The organism is Bacteroides sp. MSB163 (assembly GCF_036416795.1).
Taxonomy (GTDB): Bacteria; Bacteroidota; Bacteroidia; order Bacteroidales; family Bacteroidaceae; genus Bacteroides; species Bacteroides maternus.
The window spans coordinates 2,562,706-2,583,270 of record NZ_CP143867.1 but is presented as its reverse complement, the minus strand read 5'-3'; the positions used below and the strand labels follow the sequence as shown (position 1 = coordinate 2,583,270).

Annotated in this window: 15 protein-coding genes and 1 pseudogene; 8 read left to right on the top strand and 8 right to left on the bottom strand. The window is 43.1% G+C overall.

Features of this window, described 5'->3' with window-relative positions; genetic code table 11:
- Window positions 1-6: 6 nt before the first annotated feature.
- Both VYM24_RS09215 and VYM24_RS09210 read left to right on the top strand, forming a co-directional pair.
- Window positions 7-1,941, top strand: coding sequence for a fimbrial protein (locus VYM24_RS09215; RefSeq protein ID WP_330942006.1), 1,935 nt, complete (start codon window positions 7-9; stop codon window positions 1,939-1,941).
- A gap of 287 nt (window positions 1,942-2,228) precedes the next feature.
- Entirely contained in the window at window positions 2,229-3,329 is a 1,101-nt protein-coding gene (locus tag VYM24_RS09210; protein ID WP_330942005.1) for a hypothetical protein, read from the top strand.
- Window positions 3,330-3,361: 32 nt separating this feature from the next.
- Here VYM24_RS09210 and VYM24_RS09205 read toward each other — a convergent pair whose 3' ends face one another.
- Complete coding sequence (locus VYM24_RS09205) at window positions 3,362-4,720, bottom strand: MATE family efflux transporter (RefSeq protein WP_330942004.1); 1,359 nt, start codon at window positions 4,718-4,720, stop codon at window positions 3,362-3,364.
- 187 nt (window positions 4,721-4,907) lie between these two features.
- On the opposite strand from VYM24_RS09205, the gene VYM24_RS09200 reads away from it, so the two are divergent.
- Window positions 4,908-5,684 carry a glucose 1-dehydrogenase gene (locus VYM24_RS09200; RefSeq protein ID WP_115501989.1) on the top strand — a complete coding sequence of 259 codons (777 nt, stop codon included), beginning with the start codon at window positions 4,908-4,910 and terminating at the stop codon, window positions 5,682-5,684.
- An 86-nt stretch (window positions 5,685-5,770) separates the two neighbouring features.
- Here VYM24_RS09200 and rsgA read toward each other — a convergent pair whose 3' ends face one another.
- From rsgA to VYM24_RS09165, 7 genes and pseudogenes are all read right to left on the bottom strand, one after another.
- The gene (gene rsgA, locus VYM24_RS09195; protein ID WP_330942003.1) at window positions 5,771-6,826 is read right to left on the bottom strand and encodes a ribosome small subunit-dependent GTPase A; all 1,056 of its coding nucleotides are present in this window, start codon (window positions 6,824-6,826) and stop codon (window positions 5,771-5,773) included.
- Entirely contained in the window at window positions 6,823-7,635 is an 813-nt protein-coding gene (locus tag VYM24_RS09190) for a class I SAM-dependent methyltransferase (protein ID WP_330942002.1), read from the bottom strand. Before VYM24_RS09190 ends, rsgA begins: the two co-directional genes overlap by 4 nt.
- 210 nt (window positions 7,636-7,845) lie before the next feature.
- Complete coding sequence (locus tag VYM24_RS09185; RefSeq protein WP_044266018.1) at window positions 7,846-8,472, bottom strand: HU family DNA-binding protein; 627 nt, start codon at window positions 8,470-8,472, stop codon at window positions 7,846-7,848.
- A 400-nt stretch (window positions 8,473-8,872) separates the two neighbouring features.
- Window positions 8,873-9,243: pseudogene (locus VYM24_RS09180) on the bottom strand (DJ-1/PfpI family protein); the annotation flags it as partial.
- Between the two features lie 51 nt (window positions 9,244-9,294).
- Window positions 9,295-10,659, bottom strand: a complete 1,365-nt coding sequence (locus tag VYM24_RS09175; protein ID WP_330942001.1) for a TolC family protein — start codon at window positions 10,657-10,659, stop codon at window positions 9,295-9,297.
- A 15-nt stretch (window positions 10,660-10,674) separates the two neighbouring features.
- A complete protein-coding gene (locus VYM24_RS09170) occupies window positions 10,675-13,824 on the bottom strand; it encodes an efflux RND transporter permease subunit (RefSeq protein ID WP_330942000.1) in 3,150 nt (1,049 codons plus the stop codon).
- 9 nt (window positions 13,825-13,833) lie between these two features.
- On the bottom strand, window positions 13,834-14,940 hold the full coding sequence (locus VYM24_RS09165; protein WP_330941999.1) for an efflux RND transporter periplasmic adaptor subunit: 1,107 nt from the start codon (window positions 14,938-14,940) through the stop codon (window positions 13,834-13,836).
- A 216-nt stretch (window positions 14,941-15,156) separates the two neighbouring features.
- Here VYM24_RS09165 and VYM24_RS09160 point away from each other — a divergent pair, with 216 nt between their 5' ends.
- The 5 genes from VYM24_RS09160 (at window position 15,157) to VYM24_RS09140 (ending at window position 20,502) form a co-directional block, all read left to right on the top strand.
- A complete protein-coding gene (locus VYM24_RS09160) occupies window positions 15,157-16,167 on the top strand; it encodes a sensor histidine kinase (protein ID WP_299092508.1) in 1,011 nt (336 codons plus the stop codon).
- On the top strand, window positions 16,164-16,886 hold the full coding sequence (locus tag VYM24_RS09155; protein WP_044266008.1) for a LytR/AlgR family response regulator transcription factor: 723 nt from the start codon (window positions 16,164-16,166) through the stop codon (window positions 16,884-16,886). Before VYM24_RS09160 ends, VYM24_RS09155 begins: the two co-directional genes overlap by 4 nt.
- A gap of 266 nt (window positions 16,887-17,152) precedes the next feature.
- A complete protein-coding gene (locus VYM24_RS09150) occupies window positions 17,153-18,088 on the top strand; it encodes a DMT family transporter (protein ID WP_330941998.1) in 936 nt (311 codons plus the stop codon).
- 249 nt (window positions 18,089-18,337) lie between these two features.
- On the top strand, window positions 18,338-19,330 hold the full coding sequence (locus VYM24_RS09145; RefSeq protein ID WP_330941997.1) for a hypothetical protein: 993 nt from the start codon (window positions 18,338-18,340) through the stop codon (window positions 19,328-19,330).
- A gap of 332 nt (window positions 19,331-19,662) precedes the next feature.
- Window positions 19,663-20,502 (top strand): RteC domain-containing protein, encoded by an 840-nt coding sequence (locus VYM24_RS09140; RefSeq protein ID WP_330941996.1) that lies wholly within the window; start codon window positions 19,663-19,665, stop codon window positions 20,500-20,502.
- Window positions 20,503-20,565: the final 63 nt, after the last annotated feature.

The following is a 20,565-nucleotide window of genomic DNA, read 5'->3' as shown; positions in this document are numbered from 1 at the left end:
AAGATCATGATTAGAAACAGAAAACAGTTTTCCGCATGGGTGATAGGCTTGCTTGCCCTCTCACTTGCAGGTTGCAGCGAAGCGGAAGTGCTGCCGGCAACCACTCCCGGCGATGACCCGCTGGCCGGCGACCCCACACGACGCGAAGTCATCCTCGGCTTCCAGAACAAGCTGAACATAAAGATGGCGGGCACCGATACCCATGCCGCCACCACCCGTGTCGACGATGCCATAGCCACCACCGAAGAGAATGAAATCACCTCACTGGACATCTATGTGTTCTCCTCGGACAAGGAGGAAGGCCCGTACACCTATCAGGAGCGGTTCTGTTACCGTGCAGATGGTTCCACCATTCCCAACGCGACCAAAATCATCCTGACTGTGGAAGGCAACAACGTGGCACTCGCTACTCTTCGCCCCAAGAAAGGCCTGTTCACCAAGTTCTACTGCATCGCCAACCAGCCGAAATTGCTGAAAGCCGGAGCGGAATACACCGTCTTCACCCCGCTGGAACAGAGTTCCCCGGGTGCGGACTATAACATTGTGACTAAAGCGGGTATTCCCACTGAAACGGATTTTCTCACCTTTACCACTCCGTTGCTGGACCCTGCCACGGATACGGACATATTGTTGACACCCCTGCCGATGGTAGGTTCCTACAGCCCCGCACTCGACCTGCGGGATATCAGTATGGGGTCCCGTACCCGCATCAATATGACGCTGTCACGTATCGTTTCCCGTTTCGATATTATCAATGATGAGAAATTGTCACATCTCACCATCACCGATGTATCGATGGGACACGGTCGCAAAGGCGTTACTTTCTTCCCGGTAGTTCCCGTGGAAGATGCCGATCCTGACAAAACGCTTATCACCTATCCCGACCGTGACTTTGACGGTGTCAATGCCAATAAAGGGACACAGACAGGGGCTTTCTACAGTTATCCCAGTCCGATTGCCGACAAGGGATATCTGATTATCAAGGGCAAGTATGCGCTGAACATGACGGACGTGCCGCAGGAGGTGAGTTACATGGTGGATTTTGAACAATCGGTAGCGGGTACGGGCGGTTACATCGAGGTGAAGCCCAACCACCGGTACACGGTCCGCATCACGGATGCCGACCCGTTCAAGCTGGATGTCAACATCACCGTCTCGGACTGGACGGACGGCGGGGATTTCGAGTATCAGCCGGAAAACGAACTGGTTATCGGGACGCTGGCAGCAGAGCCGGCAGGAGCAACCGCTATTGAGAATAACAATACGGCTACCGTCTCCCCGGATGAGACCGAATATTTCAGCATTCCTTTCACCAGTAATTCGGAAGCGGAATGTAGCATTGTCTATACAAGTTCTCCGGGCGGAAGTACCGAGTGGTTGAAGACGGAAATCACGAAGGATGTGGTGACCCGTGCCGGATCGACCGCTTATACCTGCAAAGTGTCAAAGAACACAGAGTATACAGGCAATCTGTTCCCGAAAGCCATCATTGTATTGCGCAGCAAGGCAGGACGTGAGGAGAGCCAGATTGTGGTGAGGGCCTCAGTAGGAGTACCTACGGTTGCAGCGGCGGCAGGTACACCGTCGGAACCGACTGGGGTTAATTCCTATACTGCAGGGGGTGAATCCCCCGTAATAACCGGCACACTCAACATGCAAAAACAAGAAAATGCCGGAACTACTTCATCTATGAAACTGACCGTAACCGCCAAAGGAGGTAGTAAGATTTCGGGGTTACCCGCCTGGCTGAAAGCAGACGAAGTAATAGGACATGCCACCGAAGCCGTGGACTACACCTTTACTCTGGATCAGAATGCGAAGGGGTTCCCGACAGGACCATTCCCAGCCAATGTAGCAACAACCTTTGAAATCCAGAATCTGTCGGATGCGACAAAGAAGGTGACGGTAACGGTGAATGTGACGGAAGCTGCGGCACCGTAAAGAAAGGACAAGGAACAATGAAAAAGGTCTTTGTTACATAAGAAAAAACTTTTGAAAATAAAGAATCGGGTAGGAAGAGAACGAAAGGATTTTCTTCCTACTCTTATTTTCACATCTCCCTTTTTGATACAAACATGAATGATAAATTCAAGAAAAGTATTGTTCAATGCGAAGAACAGCCTATCTTTGTATTCAATCAATGAAACTCTAAACTCCGAAAGAAGTCTTCACAGAATATGACTTAAAGGTATGCCAAACAAAATATTCACTTATAGAATTTAGAAAACATGAGTAAAACTATATATACAATAGATTCAAGAGATAATACCATGCTCGAAGTTATAAAACAATACTTCAAGTTATCTGACTTACAGATGAGTAAAGAGATTAACAATATGCACGATATCTTAGTAGAACAATTAGAGAAAAAAGGCATATCATATTCAGCACTAAAGTCTGTTTTAGTCCCTCAAAAAAAACGCCATGAGATTCTTCTCGTATTTGACACTTCACAAATAGAAGATGAATGGTATGGGATAACATGTCATAATGTTGTAATCAGGCTCTTAGATAAATCTGAGTCCCATAGTTTCTTGTGCGGAGATTATATTTCTAAAATCAATACATCACAAGAAAACGCGAACTACCTATTATATCAAAATTTATCAGATCATATTGATTTATCCAAAATCGAATACAAATCAAGTGAACAGCTATTCTTTATTTACATTAATAACGTCTCAGACAGATTTATAGACAGGCTCAGAAACGGTCTGTTAAATTTCCAAGGATTTGTAGGAATAGTTGATGTGACATTATCTTCTGTACTGAAAATCTACACATCTTCCATTCTCACAAATGGTTTCATTCAGTATCATGACCTTATATTACAACCTTCATCTGAGCATGATGAATCTTTCAATGTTGAAGACAAGAATGAACTTGGTTATGACTTTGCTGCCAATGGATTTAAAGTTCGTTGCATATATGCAGATTTGTTTGACCTATTTTTAACCTACAAAATAGAACGGTTGTATTTTAATATTGTGGATACTTCTGACCAAGCTATGGCTATCAATTCCATAATCCCTGTTTTTCAACGTCTGAACACGTCCCATATGATTGTTACTCCTGAAAAATTAGAATATCTCAAACAAAACAAAGGTGATACAATGAAGAGAATAGGTCTTAGCGACATCACTCCTGAATATTTAGCCCAAAAGATAAAGGAGAATATAAATTCTAATTACCTTTTCTGTATGGAGTTTAATGATGTATATCAAATTGCCAAGTTCAATATAATCCTTGAAATCAATTCTTACAAAATACAATTGGGACTAAAATATGATTACGCTAATAATACACTATCGCTAATTACTATGTATTAAGTGATTATTAAGTCTTCTCCAATAAGTGACACTTACCTCCCCTTCATCTTCCCCAAAATCTTAGGGAACTGCCAAAAGAACAATAACGTGCAGCAAATCGCAGCCGTAGCATCAGATATTGCCTCAGCCGCATATACTCCGGTCACTCCCATAAAACGGGGCAGTATCAGTGCCAACGGAATCAAAAGAATCGCCTTACGGAGCAAAGCGATAAAAATGGATATCTTGGCTTGTCCCAATGCCACAAACATATTCTGGCAAGCACGTTGCAACCCGAAAATGGTCATACCACCCAGAAAGACAGGCATTGTCCAACGAACCGTCTCTATCAGCCGTTCATCGCTCGTAAAAGCTGATGCAACCGTTGAAGGGAAGAGAATCATAAACAACATCAGAATCAGATTGAAAGAAAACATGGTAAACAAGGCAATACGGAAACAATCCTTCACACGCTGCCTGTCTCCATGCCCATAATTGTAGCTCACAATCGGGACAAAGCCTTGCGCAAACCCCGTCAGCGGCACACTGGCAAACTGCATCGAGGTCTGTAAAATAGTCAGTGCACTGACGTAGATATCTCCAAACTCCTTCAAGCTACTATTTAGTACAAAACCTACCAGGCTCTCCGTACTTGCCATAATGAACGGAGATACACCAAGAGCCAGCATTGCAACTACAATTCCCCGGTTCAATTTCATATAGCGTCGTTCAAGAGGCAGAGAAGCCTTTCGGGAAAAAAGGAAAGACAATACCCACGCAGCACTGCAAGCCTGTGAAATCACCGTAGCCAAAGCCGCACCTTTTACTCCCATATCGAACCAGAAGATAAAGATAGGATCAAGAACGATATTCAATAAAGCTCCGATCAGGACGGAATACATGGCAATGGCAGGACGTCCCTGGGCATTGATAAAAGAATTCAGTCCGGTGGAAATCTCCACAAAGATGGTTCCCAGCAAATAAATGGAGAGATAATCGACGGCATATCCCAAGGTATGCTCTGAGGCACCTGTAAAAAGCAGGATAGGCTCCATAAAGGTATAGGCTATGGAAGAGGTCAGCAAGGTGAACAGGATCAGCATGACAAAACCGTTCCCCAATATCTTTCCGGCACGCTGGCGGTCACCCTGCCCGAGGGCTATGGCAGCCAACGGTGCACCACCACCGCCCACTATTGCTGAAAAAGAAGAAATCAATACCACGAGAGAAATTGTTACCCCTACGCCTGCCAATGCATCCGTCCCGATGCCCGGTATGTGTCCGATATAGATACGGTCGACAATGCTATAAAGCAAATTGACGAATTGTGCCGCTACTGCCGGAAGCGCCATCTTGAAAACCAGTGGCAACATACGCTCGGTTCCCAGACGTTCTTCATATTTATTGATCATCGTGATTCTTCTTTTCTAAAAACGGGTGCAAAGGTACAAGAATTTCCACTCGACCCAAAGGTAATGCGTGCGGCTTTTCCAAGAAACGGAAATAAATCATTTCCGTGTTTATTATTCATAAATCAAATATTCCCAGTCGAACTGTTTTCATGCTCTCATGTTCTTGTATAAATATAAAAGCATAACAATGAATATAGATTCTCTTTTTGATCTAAGCGGAAAAGTAGCCATAGTGACCGGTGGTGGAGATGGCATTGGAAAAGGAAGTTGCGAAACACTCGCGCACTTCGGAGCTTCCATAGTGGTAAGTGATCTGGTACTTGAAAAAGCCCAGGCTGTTGCAAATGAAATCGTTACGAATGGAGGTAAAGCGATTGCTGTAGCCTGCAATGTGCTTAATGACGCAGACTTAGTAAACCTGGTTGATAAAGCTGTCGCAGAGTATGGAACGGTCAACATCCTGGTCAACAATGCCGGTGGAGGAGGTGGCGGACGGGAGAATCCCTTCCAGATAGATATTGCCTACTTCAAGAGGATATTCAACCTCAATTTATTCAGTGCATGGCGTTTATGCCAGCTTGTTGTACCTCACATGGCTGAATCGGGCTATGGAAGCATCATCAACATCACATCGATGGGCAGTATTAATAAAAGTCCGAATATGAGTGCTTATGCCTCTTCCAAAGCAGCCCTGAACCACATGGCAGGTAATCTTGCATTCGACTTCGGTCCGATGGGAGTACGTATCAACAACGTAGGTCCCGGAGCTACCAGAACCCACGCCTTATCTACAGTGCTGACTCCTGAAATAGAAGCAAAGATGCTGGAACATACTCCCATAAAACGTCTGGGTGAGGTGAGTGACATTACCGGAGCAGTACTCTATTTTGCCGCACCCGTCTCGCAATGGGTTAGCGGACAAACGCTGTTTGTAAACGGAGGGGGTATTCAGACACTCGATTGATATTTACAGATAATTCAAATCATAATTGGACATATAAAACAGTGCAGCTATTCTACTAAAAGAATACTGCACTGCCTAAATAGAGATTAGCGATCCGATTTAAGTTTCTTCACCTCCTCCACGAGTTTTGAAAAGGATTTATCCCTTTTACGCTTTTCATGTTCGGAAGTGGAGAAATGCCACGCTTCCCGTCGAAGTTTCTGATAACTCTCATAAACCTTACGGTCCAATATACCACTACTTACCGCCTCTAAAACGGCACATCCAGGTTCGCTGATGTGCTTGCAATCCTTGAAGCGGCACGATGCGGCATAATCGGAAATCTCCAACACCTCTGCAAGAGAATCAGGATCGTCAATGGCCAAGCCAAATTCCCGGACACCCGGAGTATCGATTAATACCCCTGAACCGTCCATCAGTACCATCTCCCGACGAGTGGAAGTATGTCTTCCTTTTCCCGTGGACAGGCTGATATCAGACGTTAACAATACCGATTCCCCACAAAGCGCATTCACCAGAGAACTTTTCCCTACCCCCGAAGAACCGACAAACACAACCGTTTCGCCTGCCGATATAGACTCCCGTAATTGGAGAATCGTCTGAGGTTGATGGATACTTGTAAAAAACACCGGTATCTGACGGGCAATGTGCCTGATCTGTTCTTCGACTTTCTGCCTGTCAAACCCTAAATCAGCCTTGTTAAACACCAATACAGGATTGATATTCTCTTCCTGCATCTGAACCATAAAACGCTCGGCTCTGCGAACATTGAAATTATCATCAAGACTTTGCACGATAAATGCCTTGTCAACATACGAGGCAATGGCCTGTTTATCAGCAACCGTTCCGTTTTTCTTGCGATATAGCGTCCGTTCACGAGGCAGCATATCCACTATAATCCCTTTATGTTCGTCGAAAGGTTGAAAAAGTACCCAGTCACCGGTACAAGGGAGTTCAAAGTCTGATTTTCCATACATCATATTCCCCGTCAGTTCACACTGAAACAGACCGTTTTCTGAAACAACCTCGTAGCATGTACGGTGTACGATGGATATACGTCCATGTGTAAGGGAATTGTATGTAGACTCTTGTTTTAGTTGGTGTAACTTGTCATTCCAACCGTAATTATTCAAATAAATCATTGTTCTATCTTTTTTGCGATGAAAAATGTATAGCCGTAGAAGGCTTTATACTTGCTGTACAGTTCTTCTTCATCAAACTGAAGCGAACTGAATTCTTCAGCAATCTTATTTCCCGCATATTTATGAAGGAAGATTTTCTGAGCTTCAATCTTTGCAGCAAAGTAATGCTCTGTCCAGCAATTCTCCGGCAAAATAAATGTAGCGACGGGAAGATAACCAGCTTTGTGTATCTTGGCCACTTGATTGGGAATCGTATCTATTTCAGGATACGCATTCACCCAGAAGTCATTGATTTCCGCAGGACGTTCGTCAGTAAACCACGAACTTTCAGAAACGGCAATATATCCTCCCGGCTTCAAATACTTACGCCACTCATTTAATCCCCGTTCAAAACCAATATTATAAATGGCGCCTTCCGACCAGATCAGGTCTAATTCCTCATTCTGAAAAGGAAGGTTATCCATAGAACCGACAATGCCTTTCACCCTGTCCTGCAAGCCTGATTGCTTTGCATTACGATTGAGGATATCAATAAAGTCGGGGAAAAGGTCGAGTCCGGTGATCTGCCCGGAAATATGTCCGGCCAATACCATTGTCTGTCCTCCTGTTCCACAGCCGATGTCGGCGATAAGGGACTTGTCGGTAAGGTTATCTATAAAGCTCAGCGCTTTCAGTGTTACGTCAGGACTTCCGGGTCCTTGGCGTTCCATATTGGAGAAGAAGTCACAGATTAATTGAAGTTCGAAATCGTGAATTGTTTTATTTTCGTTACTCATTTTCTTAATGTATTTTGCATACAAGGAAAGCATAACAATGCCTTCATCATTGTACGCAGATTAAACTTGAATTATAATAATAGAAAACTACTCTCGAAAGGAGTTATCCGAGAGTAAACGAAGGGACAATCTGTATCAGAAACACAGATTGTTTATTAAACCAAATCCGATTTGAATGTCTTTGTCATGGCGCAAAGATAAATAATATTTTGATTTACAGCAAATTTCATGCATCCTTTCTTTTCACCCCTTCTTCACATAAACCCTGTGTGCACCACGTCCGGCAGTGTCAATGCCGGAATCCGGGAGGGCCGCCCATTCTTTCAGTTCATTCGTAGCAGTGGTGCGCAACAACCCGGTTAATTGCTGATATTCGCTGACAGTAAGAAAAGAATGTGACTCCAGATACTTCACCGCCAGTGCCAAGCGCTGCTCCGGAGCATACTTTTGCGAAGAACGACGGGCTTTCCAAGGTGCCCGCTCCAACAGACAGCGACCGTTAATGCGATATACCAGATTCATGTCTACACGGAAATTGACTTTGCCCACCACGATGCTCTGTGCATTGCGATGCTTCGCTTTTTCTCCCGCTTCTTCCCGCTCCTTGCCCGTGCGCAACATCAAAGCCGGAGTGAAAGTTCCGATGTCGTCCAGTTTTACGGAGCGTCCCTCTGCCATCTGATGCGACATTTCGATAGCAAGTTGCTTCACGATTCCTATTATATCACCCACATTGAAGCCACTGCTTTCCGACACGTTGCGTGCCAGTTGTTCTGTGGAAACCTGGTCTATCATTGCAAAGCGTGGATAGAGAACACGCTCGCCCGTCTTGTGAATGTCGGGCATTTCTTCCATTACATAGTATGCCATATCCTTTGTTTATCAGACATTAATAAAAAAGTTGTTCGCCATTAAAAGAAAACTTGCTTTACATTGGGAGAAAAGTTGCTTAACTCATACAGCAAACTTTAATCAGAAGTTACGGTTTTATAATCAGAACTTTCGGTTATACAATCAGAAGGTACAGTTTTACAATCAGAAGTTTCGGTTATAGTTTTCTCTACGGCAAAGGTAACTTTTACTTTAATGTAAAGCAAGTTTTTGACAGGGATAAAGTAAGTTTATCATTAACGTCCAATACACGGCACACTATGTTCTGGCTATTTCTCCGGCTTTCCTTTTATGGCAGGAGGAGGCGAGAAAGTCTTTAGCGAACATTATTCTCAGAATTCCATGGCTTCTTTCACTAAAATCATCTCACGGAAGGTGGTTGCCTGCCTGTCAGGACTCCACTTTTCCCAACAGGCAAGGCTCCTACGCAGACTGTTGCAATCCATTCCTTTGAGAGTTGAATTGGCGAATCAAATCCAGAAGTTTTTCGTTATAAGCTTCTTCATAAAAACCAAATTCCTCAAAGCCACCGGGTATGGCAAGGGCATCATAATCATCCGCAGAAACCTCTTCTATGGTTTTATCTACTAAAACCGAAACATTGAAAGAACCCACAACTTTACTGTTCAAACCACAGATAACGGTTTCTATATCACAGTCAAAGTCGGTCTTCGCCCAACCCATAACATCAATAAAAGCACTGAACTCAATGGTTTCAAATCCTTTAGCAAGAAATACCAATAATCTCATAATCTTTATAGTTTCATATTGAACGAATGATTAACGTCGCAAAGATAGGCATTATTCAACCCCTCCCCCTAATGCATGATAAAGATTTATAACGCCTTGTATCTCATCAAACCGGTTGGCGGCAGCAGATAGTTCCGCCTGCAAAAGAGTCTGGCGGGCAGTAAGAACTTCCAGATAGTTTTGCGAACTATATCGCATCAGCAACTCGGAACTTTGGACAGCAGATTGTAAAGAAGAAATCTGTTGTTCAGAGATTCTCAGGCGTTTCCGAGCTGTTTGCCATTGCCCCAGTGCATCATTTACTTCCGCACCGGCATCGAGTAAGCTTTGTCGGAAAGTGAGCAGCGCCTCTTCCTGTTGGGCTTTGGCCACCCGCAAATTAGCAATGTTCCGTCCGCGATTGAAGAATGGCTGCACTAATGACCCTACAGCCGAGAGTAGCCATTGTCCCGGATTAGTGATAACACCTCCTGCCAAATTAGTCCAGCCGGCCGAGCCACTTAACATAACAGAAGGATAAAAAGCCGCATGTGCCTGATTTGTGGCATAGAAAGCCTCTGCAAGTCCGGCCTCTTTCTGACGAACATCAGGACGGCGTTGCAGTAACTGCAAAGGTACTCCGGCTGCAAGTTTTTCCGGAAAGCTCTGTCCGTCCAACGCCGAACGGTCAATGGAGCTGGGTATCATTCCCAATAAGGTAGAGAGAGAATTTTCCATCTCGCTTATCTGTTGTTCCAGTGAAAGAATAGAGCCGTCTACAGAAAATTTACTTGCTTCAGTCTGGGCAACAGCCATTTCCGTAGCCTGCCCAGCTTTCTTCAAAGCTTTCATGACACGCAGGTTCTCATCCCATATTTCCGCCGTACGACGAGTGATATCAAGCTGTTTATCAAGCATCAGCAATGTATAGTAGCTATTAGCAACAGTAGCTATCAACTGTGTCTGTACTGCTTGCCTATAGGCTTCACTCTGCTCACAAAAAGCCTTTGCTCCCCGTTTGGCATTCGTCAGTTTTCCAAAGATATCCAGTTCCCAATCCGCCGATGTGGCCAGATTGTAACTTTTGGAAGGTTTTGCCCCTGCCACACTGCTTAACGTACCCTGCGGCGTAAGCGAAATAGAAGGCAAATAAGCCAGTTTGGAAGACATCAGCAGTGCTTCTGCCTCCTTTACCTTCAAACGGGCGACATTCAGGTCAGTATTATTACGGATTCCGGTTTCAATGAGTTGCTGCAAGCAAGAATCCGTAAAAAGTTCCTTCCACGAAAGGGAGGCTAGCGAAATAGTATCTCCTGTTGCAACAGATTGCCTGTAAAGACTATCAACCAGCAGAGAGTCAGGACGCTTATAAGTCTGATATACGTGACAACTGCTCAATCCGACTGACAGGAATAAACATATCATTATTTTCTTCATATATTTCTTCATTAATTAATGGTCTTCCTTTTCCAATTCAGCTAAATCACGAGCCGGCATCAATTTCTCCTGCAGATACTGGAACGTTACAAATAAGACTGGTACGATAAACAACAAGGCAACAGTACCGATCAACATACCGCCGACCGTACCTACGCCGATAGATATATTTCCATTAGCCCCTACCCCGGAAGAGAACATCATCGGCAGCATACCAAATATCATGGTAAGTGATGTCATCAGAATGGGACGCAAACGCACCTGGGCAGCCGACACCGCAGCCTGTACAATAGTCATGCCCTGACGACGGCGTTCGGAGGCGTATTCCGTAAGCAGGATAGCCGTCTTAGACAGCAAACCAATCAGCATAATCAAGCCTGTTTGCAAATAAATATTGTTTTCCAGTCCAAACATCTTGGCAAAAAGGAAACTGCCTGCCAAGCCGAATGGTATGGAGAGAATAACTGCAACCGGAATAAAGAGGCTTTCATAAAGTGCACACAGAATCAGGTAAATGAAGACCACACAAATAATAAAGACCAGTGTTGTCGTGTTTCCGGTGGAAGCTTCTTCACGAGACATTCCTCCGAATTCAAAACCATATCCGGCAGGTAGAGTCTGTTCAGCCACCTCACGCACCACCTCGATAGCTTGTCCGGAACTATAGCCTAAGGCTGGAGAGCCATTGACCGATATGGCAGAAAAAAGATTAAAACGCGACAAGCTTTCAGCTCCATACACACGTGTCAACGTCAGGTACTGCCCGATGGGAGACATCTTTCCATCCGAATTGCGGACAAACATGTTATCCAATGCTTCAGTATCCAACCGATATTCCGGCGAAGCCTGCACCATCACACGATATAACTTCGAGAAACGGTTCATATTCGAAGCATAGTTTCCGCCGATATAGCCTGACAGTGCACTTAGTACTTCAGAAGGCGACACACCGTTACGTTTACAGAGAGCGGCATCCACTTCCACCAGAAACTGCGGATATTTGGTGTCGAACGATGTACTTGCATACCCTATCTCCGGACGTGCATTCAGTGCCTCAATCATCTGCCGGGTATATTTCAACAGATCGTCTACAGAACCTCCCTTCTGGTCCTGCACATATACCTCGAAACCACTACTCACACCATACCCCGGAATCATCGGTTGAGCAAAAGCCATTATCTGGGCAGAAGAAATATCCTTCGTACGCCGATATATCTCATTAATCACGGAATTTATGTCATCTCCTTTTCCGCTACGTTCTTTCCAGTTTTTCAGACGAATGATAAACATGCCGTTCGAAGCTCCCTGCCCACTAATCATACCATTACCTGTTATTTTAGCAAACATTCTGATCTGTGAAATATCACTGATCCGCTTGTCTATTTCATTCATCACAATTCCGGTTTCCTGAAGGCTGCTGCCGGGTGAAGTACGTATATCCACAAAAATAGTTCCCATATCTTCCTGCGGGACAAGACCAGTTTTAGTAGTCTTCATAAGGAGGAATAGTCCGGCACAAGCCACCAGCAATAAGATTCCAGCCAGCCATTTACGCTTCAACATAAAAAACACTCCAGACTTATATTTTAGTACCAAACGGTGAAAAGCACTGTCGAAAGCAATATGAAAACGTGATGAGAAGCTCATTTTCTCACCTTTCGCAGCTATCGTGTGAGGGGTCATGATTAATGCACAAAGAGCGGGACTCAGAGTCAGTGCATTAACAAGAGAAATAGCCACCGCTACTGCCATGGTCAGACCAAACTGAGTATAGAATGTTCCCGTAGTTCCTCCCATGAAACATACGGGAATAAATACCGCCATGAAAACGAAAGTTGTCGTCACCAATGCCGAAGTAATTCCTCCCATTGCATCAATAGTTGCATGATAAGCAGATTTATACCCTTCGTCGAACTTAGCCTGCACGGCTTCCACCACAACAATAGCATCATCCACCACCGTACCTATCACCAGTACCAATGCAAAAAGTGTCAACATATTCAGACTAAAACCTGCTGCATAAAGAAAAGCGAAGGTTCCGACCAAGGACACTATGATGGAGATAGCCGGAATAAACGTAGACCGTAGACTTTGCAAAAATACATATACCACAAGTACCACCAGCAAGATAGCTTCAATCAATGTCTTTATTACATTATGAATAGATGCATCCAGAAAGTCCTTTGAACTCATCAGGTCTACCAGTTCCATCCCCTTAGGCAGGGTTTTGGAAATCTCCGCTGTCACCTTGTCTATTTCTTCGATAATCTCATTGGCATTCGAACCCGATGTCTGGGCAATCATACAATTGGAGCCGGGATGTCCATTCACTTCACCTATATAAGCATAGCTACTGGAACCTAATTCTATGCATGCCACATCCTTCAGCCGGAGCACCTCACCACCAGACAGCGAACGAATGATCAGATTCTCATAATCAGTCTCCTCTTCATAGCGACCACGATACTTCAGCACATACTGAAAGGCATTTTGAGAGTCTGTTCCAAGTGTCCCCGTCGGCGACTCCAAATTCTGCTCATCAAGTACTTTCGTTATATCAGATGGAACCAAGCCATACTTCGCCATCTTTCCGGGATCAAGCCAGATACGCAATGAATAGTCCGCTCCCATCACGTTTACCTCACCCACTCCCGAAATACGCGAAAGACGAGGCTCGATATTAATTTTCAGATAATTGTTCAGGAAGCTCTCATCAAACGAATCATCAGGACTGTAAAGTGCCAGTGCCTTAATATTGCTCGTCTGCCGTTTACGTACGGTGATTCCACTTCTGGTCACCTCTGCAGGCAATAATCCCTGGGCTGTAGCAATACGGTTTTGCACGTTGACCGTAGCCATATCGGGATCGGTACCCTGACGAAAATAAATCGTAATTTTTGCTGCACCGGTATTGGTGGAAGAGGAAGTCATGTACATCATGTTTTCCACACCGTTAAGCGCCTCTTCCAGAGGTACAACCACACTCTTCTGAACTGTTTCTGCACTTGCTCCGGTATAATTGGCCGAAACACTGACTGTAGGCGGTGCTATTTCAGGAAACTGTTCTACAGGCAATTGAGATAGTCCTATCAATCCCATTATAAGGACGACAACGGAAAGAACTCCCGCCAAAATAGGACGGTCAATAAATGTTCTGATTTTCATAACGGTATTCTATTCTTTGGTAGACTCACTCTGAATAACTGTTCCCTCACGCATCAATCCTGCTCCTTCGGCAACGATAACATCACCTGGTTTTAATCCTGACTCTACAATATACTCATTACCATTATTTAGTCTAAACACTTCAACCGGAGTGGATTGTGCTTTACCATCAACCACTTTATAAACAAACACACGGTTTTGAATTTCGTACGTAGCAACCTGAGGTATGACAATGCATCCCTTTCTTATCGATGGAATAACTACCGTACCGCTTCCTCCGTTGCGCAACAACTGTTCCGGATTTGAAAAAACGGCACGCAGACTCACGGCACCGGTGCCCTCGTCCACAGTTCCACTCATAGCATCTATTTTCCCGTTATGCAAATAACTTTTTCCGTTACTCATTGTCAGTTCCACTTCAGCCATATTTTCCATAGCCTGTCTGGCAGAGCCATATTGCTGTATAAGATCGAGCACCTTGTTCTCTGCCATAGAAAAATAAGCATATATCTCACTATCATCCGAAACAGTAACCAACGGTTCGACTATATTACTGCTCACCAATGCTCCTACACGGTAAGGAATCATACTCGCTACTCCGTCTACCGGACTTTTTACCTCGGTATAAGAAAGATTATTACGGGCATTAATTTCCTGCGCCTTCGCCTGAGCCAATGCAGCTTCTGCCTCAGCTAATCCGTTACGGGCAGTCTGAAAATCAAACTCAGATACTACCTGCTCTTTGTAAAGTTCAGCTTTACTATCAGCAGTCAACTTTGCCGTACCGAGCTTGGCTTCAGCACTCCTTACATTGGCCACAGCCGTTTCCAAAGCAGCCTTATATGGCACTTGATCGATAACAAAAAGGGGTTGTCCTTTGCGTACAGCATCTCCTTCGTTAATGCGGATATCAGTAATAACACCGCTCACTTGTGGACGAATCTCAACATACTGCCGTCCACGGAGAGTAGCCGTATAGCCGGATTTCAGCGTCCGGTCGCTTTGCGCTACGGTGAGCGTCTTGTACGTAGTAGTGTTTGCATTTTCCTGCTGAGAACTCCCGCAAGAGCACAGCAATGTCAAACAAACCAAGGCTAAGATGGTCATTTGTTTCATTGTAATCGTTTACGAATAATAGTTAATAATACATACTATGTTCCTTTTCACAGAACAATTAATGGTCAAATCTATAAATTAGCAAAGGAAAAAAAGAAATGTAATGACGAAGGGCAAAAATGTGGTGACAAACGACAAAGAAGGGGTGGTAAGGATTTCAGGACAAAGTTTTACCTTTGCAAAGAAGATACAAAATACTCTGAAAGGAGTTAAAATATGAGACATGCCAATATACCAATTTATATAGACCTGCTTTTCTGCCTACTTATCATACCTCCTATTATCATGGTGGTACCGGTGGAAAAATGGATAGTACATCATACAGCTTTCATGCTGACACTGATTGCCTATCTTTACGGCCTCTACTTCGTTTACCGCAAAGCAAGAATCCCTCAATTATTCATGCAACACAAGTTCGGATCCATCATCTTGCTGGTAGCAATCCTCGTCTGCATTACCATACTGCTGACTCATTTCCCATTTCCACCACCACACGACACAATGCCTCCACTGATACAGAAAGCGAAGGTGGACATGCGTACACAGGTTGTTTGGTTTTTCTTTCTGGTAGTTACAGGATTCAGTCTGTCTATCGAACTTATATTCGAGCTTTTCCGGCAAATTCTCTCCAAACAGGAAATTGAAGCAGAAAAGAATAAAGCTGAACTGGCTCTTTACAAAGCACAAATCAACCCACACTTTCTTTTTAATACCCTGAATACCCTCTATGGACTGGTCCTCACCAAATCAGACAAAACGGAATCAGCTTTTATCAAGTTTTCCAATATTCTGAAATATATGTATTCTCAGACTACCTCCGACACCATCTCCGTGAATAACGAGATAGAGTACATCCACCAGTACGTTGACCTGCAATCGCTGCGCCTAAATAAACATACACAGATCATATTTGAAACCCAAACCGATGACGAACAAGTACAAATTCCACCGATGGTACTGATTACTTTCGTTGAAAACGCTTTTAAATACGGTACATCTTCAGATATCGACTGCACAATCTTCATCCGTATTCTCGTAAAAGACAATAAACTCCTATTCGAAACCGAAAACACCATCATGGGAGAGAAACAAGAAGGCAAAACCCAGACCATCGGAATAGAAAACTGCCGTAAGCGACTGAACTTATATTATCCCGGACGCTTCGAACTGACCACCCAAAGAGAAAACCAACAATTCAAAGTTCACCTTATGATTCAACTGCAATGAAAAAGATATGCTGTATCGCCATTGATGATGAACCTATCGCTCTGCTCGTTATCAAACAGTTCTGCGAGCGCAGAGGTGATTTGGAACTGATAACTTTCAGCGAACCTTCCATTGGTTTGGAAGAGATCAGACGCCTCAAACCGGACCTCGTTTTTCTGGACATTGAGATGAACAGTATCAGCGGACTTGACATAGCCCACATCCTACCATACGAGTGTTGTTTCATCTTCACCACTGCCCATGCACAATATGCCCTCAACGGATTTGAACTTGACGCCGTGGATTTCCTGCATAAACCCTTCGCATACGAAAGATTTGAAAAAGCTGTGAATAAAGCTATCCGCCGAATGAAAGCTCATAATAGCAGGATACCGGAAAATATTGTAGTCAAACAAGAATATAGCAATATATCCATACCTTTATCGGACATCCTCTATATTGAAGCAATGGAGAACTACACTAAGATATTCCGCTTAAGCGGTGGTTATACGTTGTCTCACACAAGCCTGAAAAACATTCAAGAGCTATTACCCCAAAATACTTTCCTGCGCATACATCGTTCATATATCATAGCCCTTGATAAAGTAGAGCAGTTTTCAAAACGGGAAATCAAACTAAAAGGATATCCCAAAAGTATCCCTATAGGAAGGCTTTATACAGCAAAAATATATAAAATACTGATTTCCGGTGCCAATACCAAACAGGAAACCGGTGAATAAACTCTATTTCAAATAGCATGTTAGCCTCTAATTTACTCTATTTCGTCATCAGAAACAGGGATGTTTGGGTCTACAAACTCCCGACGACAAACTAATTCAGCTTACCTTTGCTTTCAGAATTAAAAGAGTGAAAATAAAAAAGATTAATAACAAAGAAAAACGAAAAGCAAAAATTAAGAGGTTTGTAATAATAATATATAAAGAAAAGATTTACCTTTGCTCCCCCCTAAAAAAGAAAGCCAGAACTAAGAAATTATTTAGTGTTTATGAATACGAAAGTCAAAGGATATATATTGGGAGCCGTTGCTGCCGCCACTTACGGTATGAATCCCCTCTTTACTCTTCCGCTATATAAAGAAGGTATGAATCCGGATTCAGTTCTTTTCTTCAGATATCTGTTTGCCATTCCCATCTTGGGGATTATGCTCAAAGCAAGAGGCAGAAGTTTTAGTCTGAAACGGAAAGAAATATTGCCGTTAGTCATACTGGGATGGTTGGTCGCCATATCTTCCCTTACCCTGTTTCAAAGCTACAACTATATGGAAGCCGGTATTGCCTCGACGATACTGTTTGTCTATCCAATTTTGGTGGCACTGATTATGGCTGTCGCTTTCAAGGAGAAAATCACCTTACAAACAGTTTTATGTATATTTCTGGCTTTAAGTGGCATTGGGTTACTATATAAAGGAGGAGACGGTACAACGCTTAGTCTGGTTGGCGTTGGGTTAGTCATGGCATCGGCCCTCTCCTACGCTATCTATATCGTAGGAGTAAACCGACCGATATTAAAAGATGTGGCAACGCTTAAAGTTACTTTTTATGTATTGCTTTTCGGCTTGTCGCTCTTTTTAGTCCGCGTAGATTTCGGGCAAAGCCTGCATGTTGTCGACAAATGGTATTTATGGGGAAACCTGATTGCATTGGCAATCTTCCCTACAGCCATATCCTTCCTCTGTACGACACAGGCCGTGCAATATATAGGCTCCACCCCTACAGCCATTCTCGGAGCTTTGGAACCTGTAACGGCTGTATTCTTCGGAGTAATGATCTTCGGGGAAAGTCTGACACCCAGATTGTGTTGCGGAATTGTACTGATTATCCTGGCTGTGACGTTTATTATAGCCGGAAGCAATATTACGACACATTTGGTACGGTTCAGGAAGTTGTTTCCACGATTGCCTTTGAAACACAACTCCAAATAGATGAAACAAGCTATCCGTTAGAATGTCTTTTTTTTACAAGCATATGTGAAATCCGGGCAATATTTTTGCAAACTTAATGAAGCGGTATGAATATAATAGGAAAAGAAGTTGATCGCTCATATTCATCATTTCGTCATAAGAAACAGTATGGTTCGTCTACAAACTCTCTAAGGAAGAATTATTAAACTTACCTTTGTTACCGAAATCAAGATGATAGAAAAATAAAGATTAGTAACAAAGAAAATCAAAATGATGAAGAAGATTTTAGTTTTAATACTCTGCGTATTAGTTTATAGCGCATTGTTTGCCCAATCCAATGAAGACAAAAGAACCGTATTTCAATTGAGCTTTGTCCCGCCCCTGAGTACCAATGGAGCCTATTCGCATCAGTATACGAATACTGTTTCACTCAACTTACTTGTAGGAATTTCCAGAAACGAAGAGGCATTCACCTGGGGAGGTATCTCAAACATTATTCTGAATGATGCCAAAGGTTTCCAAATGGCAGGACTTTCAAACTATGTAGGAAACAACGGACAGGGAGTGCAATCTGCAGGATTGGCTAATATAAATAAGAATAAGTTCAGTGGTTTCCAGATAGCAGGGTTGGCAAATACATCTTCTGAAATGACCGGGTTCCAATTCGCCGGATTAGTCAATATCGCCAAAGAGGTAAACGGGTTGCAGGTTGCCGGATTAGTCAACATTGCCAAAGAAGTCAATGGCGTACAATTTGCCGGACTGGTCAATATAGCGGATAAGAGTGACTGCCCCATCGGATTAATCAACATCATTAAAAATGGTGAAATGGCGGTTGCCATCACTTATGATGCATTGGGAAGTACGGTAGCCACATTCCGTTCGGGCGGCAGATACACTTATGGAATTATAGGGATTGGGTATAACCATAAAACCGAGAACAACTCATTGGTGGCTGAAGGTGGATTCGGCGCTCATATTCCTATTACCTCCTGGTTCAGGATTAACAATGAGCTTAAAGCCTCAACCATCGGAAATGATTCGGACGAACCTGTTTTTAATGGAGGATACTCGCTCATTCCATCCTTCAGAATCGGAAAGCATATTGAGTTATTCGGAGGGGTAGGCATAAACTACATGATGACCAAAGATGTGAGCAACAGCAAAATATTCCCGAACCATTCCTTATGGAAAAGGACTGAGTCTACAAAACTGCAACAACTGTATATCGGATACCAGTTCGGTATACAATATATATTCTGACAGTTCCATTCGATACTCTTTATACTCAATATCCTCTGAATCTACATTTTGACTGTAGATTTAGGGGATTTACAAAAAAAGAACTATATTTGCCCCGAATTCTAAAAGCAGATATTTTGGGCACAATTCTTAAATTTGTTATCGCTTAATATTAGCCTCATAAACCACAGGCTAATTTCTTTCGTTTGAATAATTCATATTCAGACAGGTTTTTCATTTTATCATTTTTAGTATTAACTACATTGCCTCTACAAGGCAATTGTAATTTGCTATTCAGACTTTTAGCAGGTTTTGCAACAACCGTCTGAAAGTTATGGATGCGCTGAATGCGAATGGAGAATTTCGTAAAGAACATTAAGCAAGACATAGAAGTAGAAATCCAAAGAATTGAGCAACAAGATATTGATATCCTTGATAAGATAAAGCAAATAGTCGGCTTCATACAGACTTCACTCGCCCGGCTAAAAGCAGCCGTTGAAGACTATCAGTTCATTAATCCCGAGGAGGAGATTCTTTTCTTTAAAGTCCGGAAACCGCAAATATCCGGTCTACTGATATTTTATATCCGTCTGTATCAGATTGAAAGGAATCGGATCGGGAAATCACCGTCAGCTCAATATAAATACCTGAAGGAGGAATATGAAAGTCTGAAGAATATCTCTTCGGACAAGAATTTCTATAACTATTATCAAGCTGGTAAAACAGACTCAGATCATCTGTATTTCATGAGAAAGCATTATGATATCCTTTCAGATGTTCACTGCCACTCGTTGGACAGAGATACTTCTTTTTCCACTTTGCATGATTCCAGCGTAGCAGAGATCTTAGCAAATAAGCAACTCACTCATTATCTCTCCACGGAGATTGATGCGTTATCGGAAAAACTGCATCTTAAGTTTACCTCCATCATAGAAAGCAAACTATTGCAATGGACTGAGAGTAAGGTTTCATTGGTAGAATTCATTTATGCATTATATGCCGGAAAGTGCTTTAACAATGGTAACACGAGCCTGAAAGACATCGCTTTCTGTTGCGAAACTCTCTTTGATATTGAGATTGGTGATTTCTACCGGATATTTCTTGAAATCAGGAACAGGAAGAAAAGCAGGACACAATTTCTGGATAAACTGAAAGAGAAAATAACCCGAATGATGGACGAACTTGACAGGTAAACAAAAAATATTTCATAGCGTCTTGTGACATCTTGTGAATTATGCAAATAGCTAATATCCAAC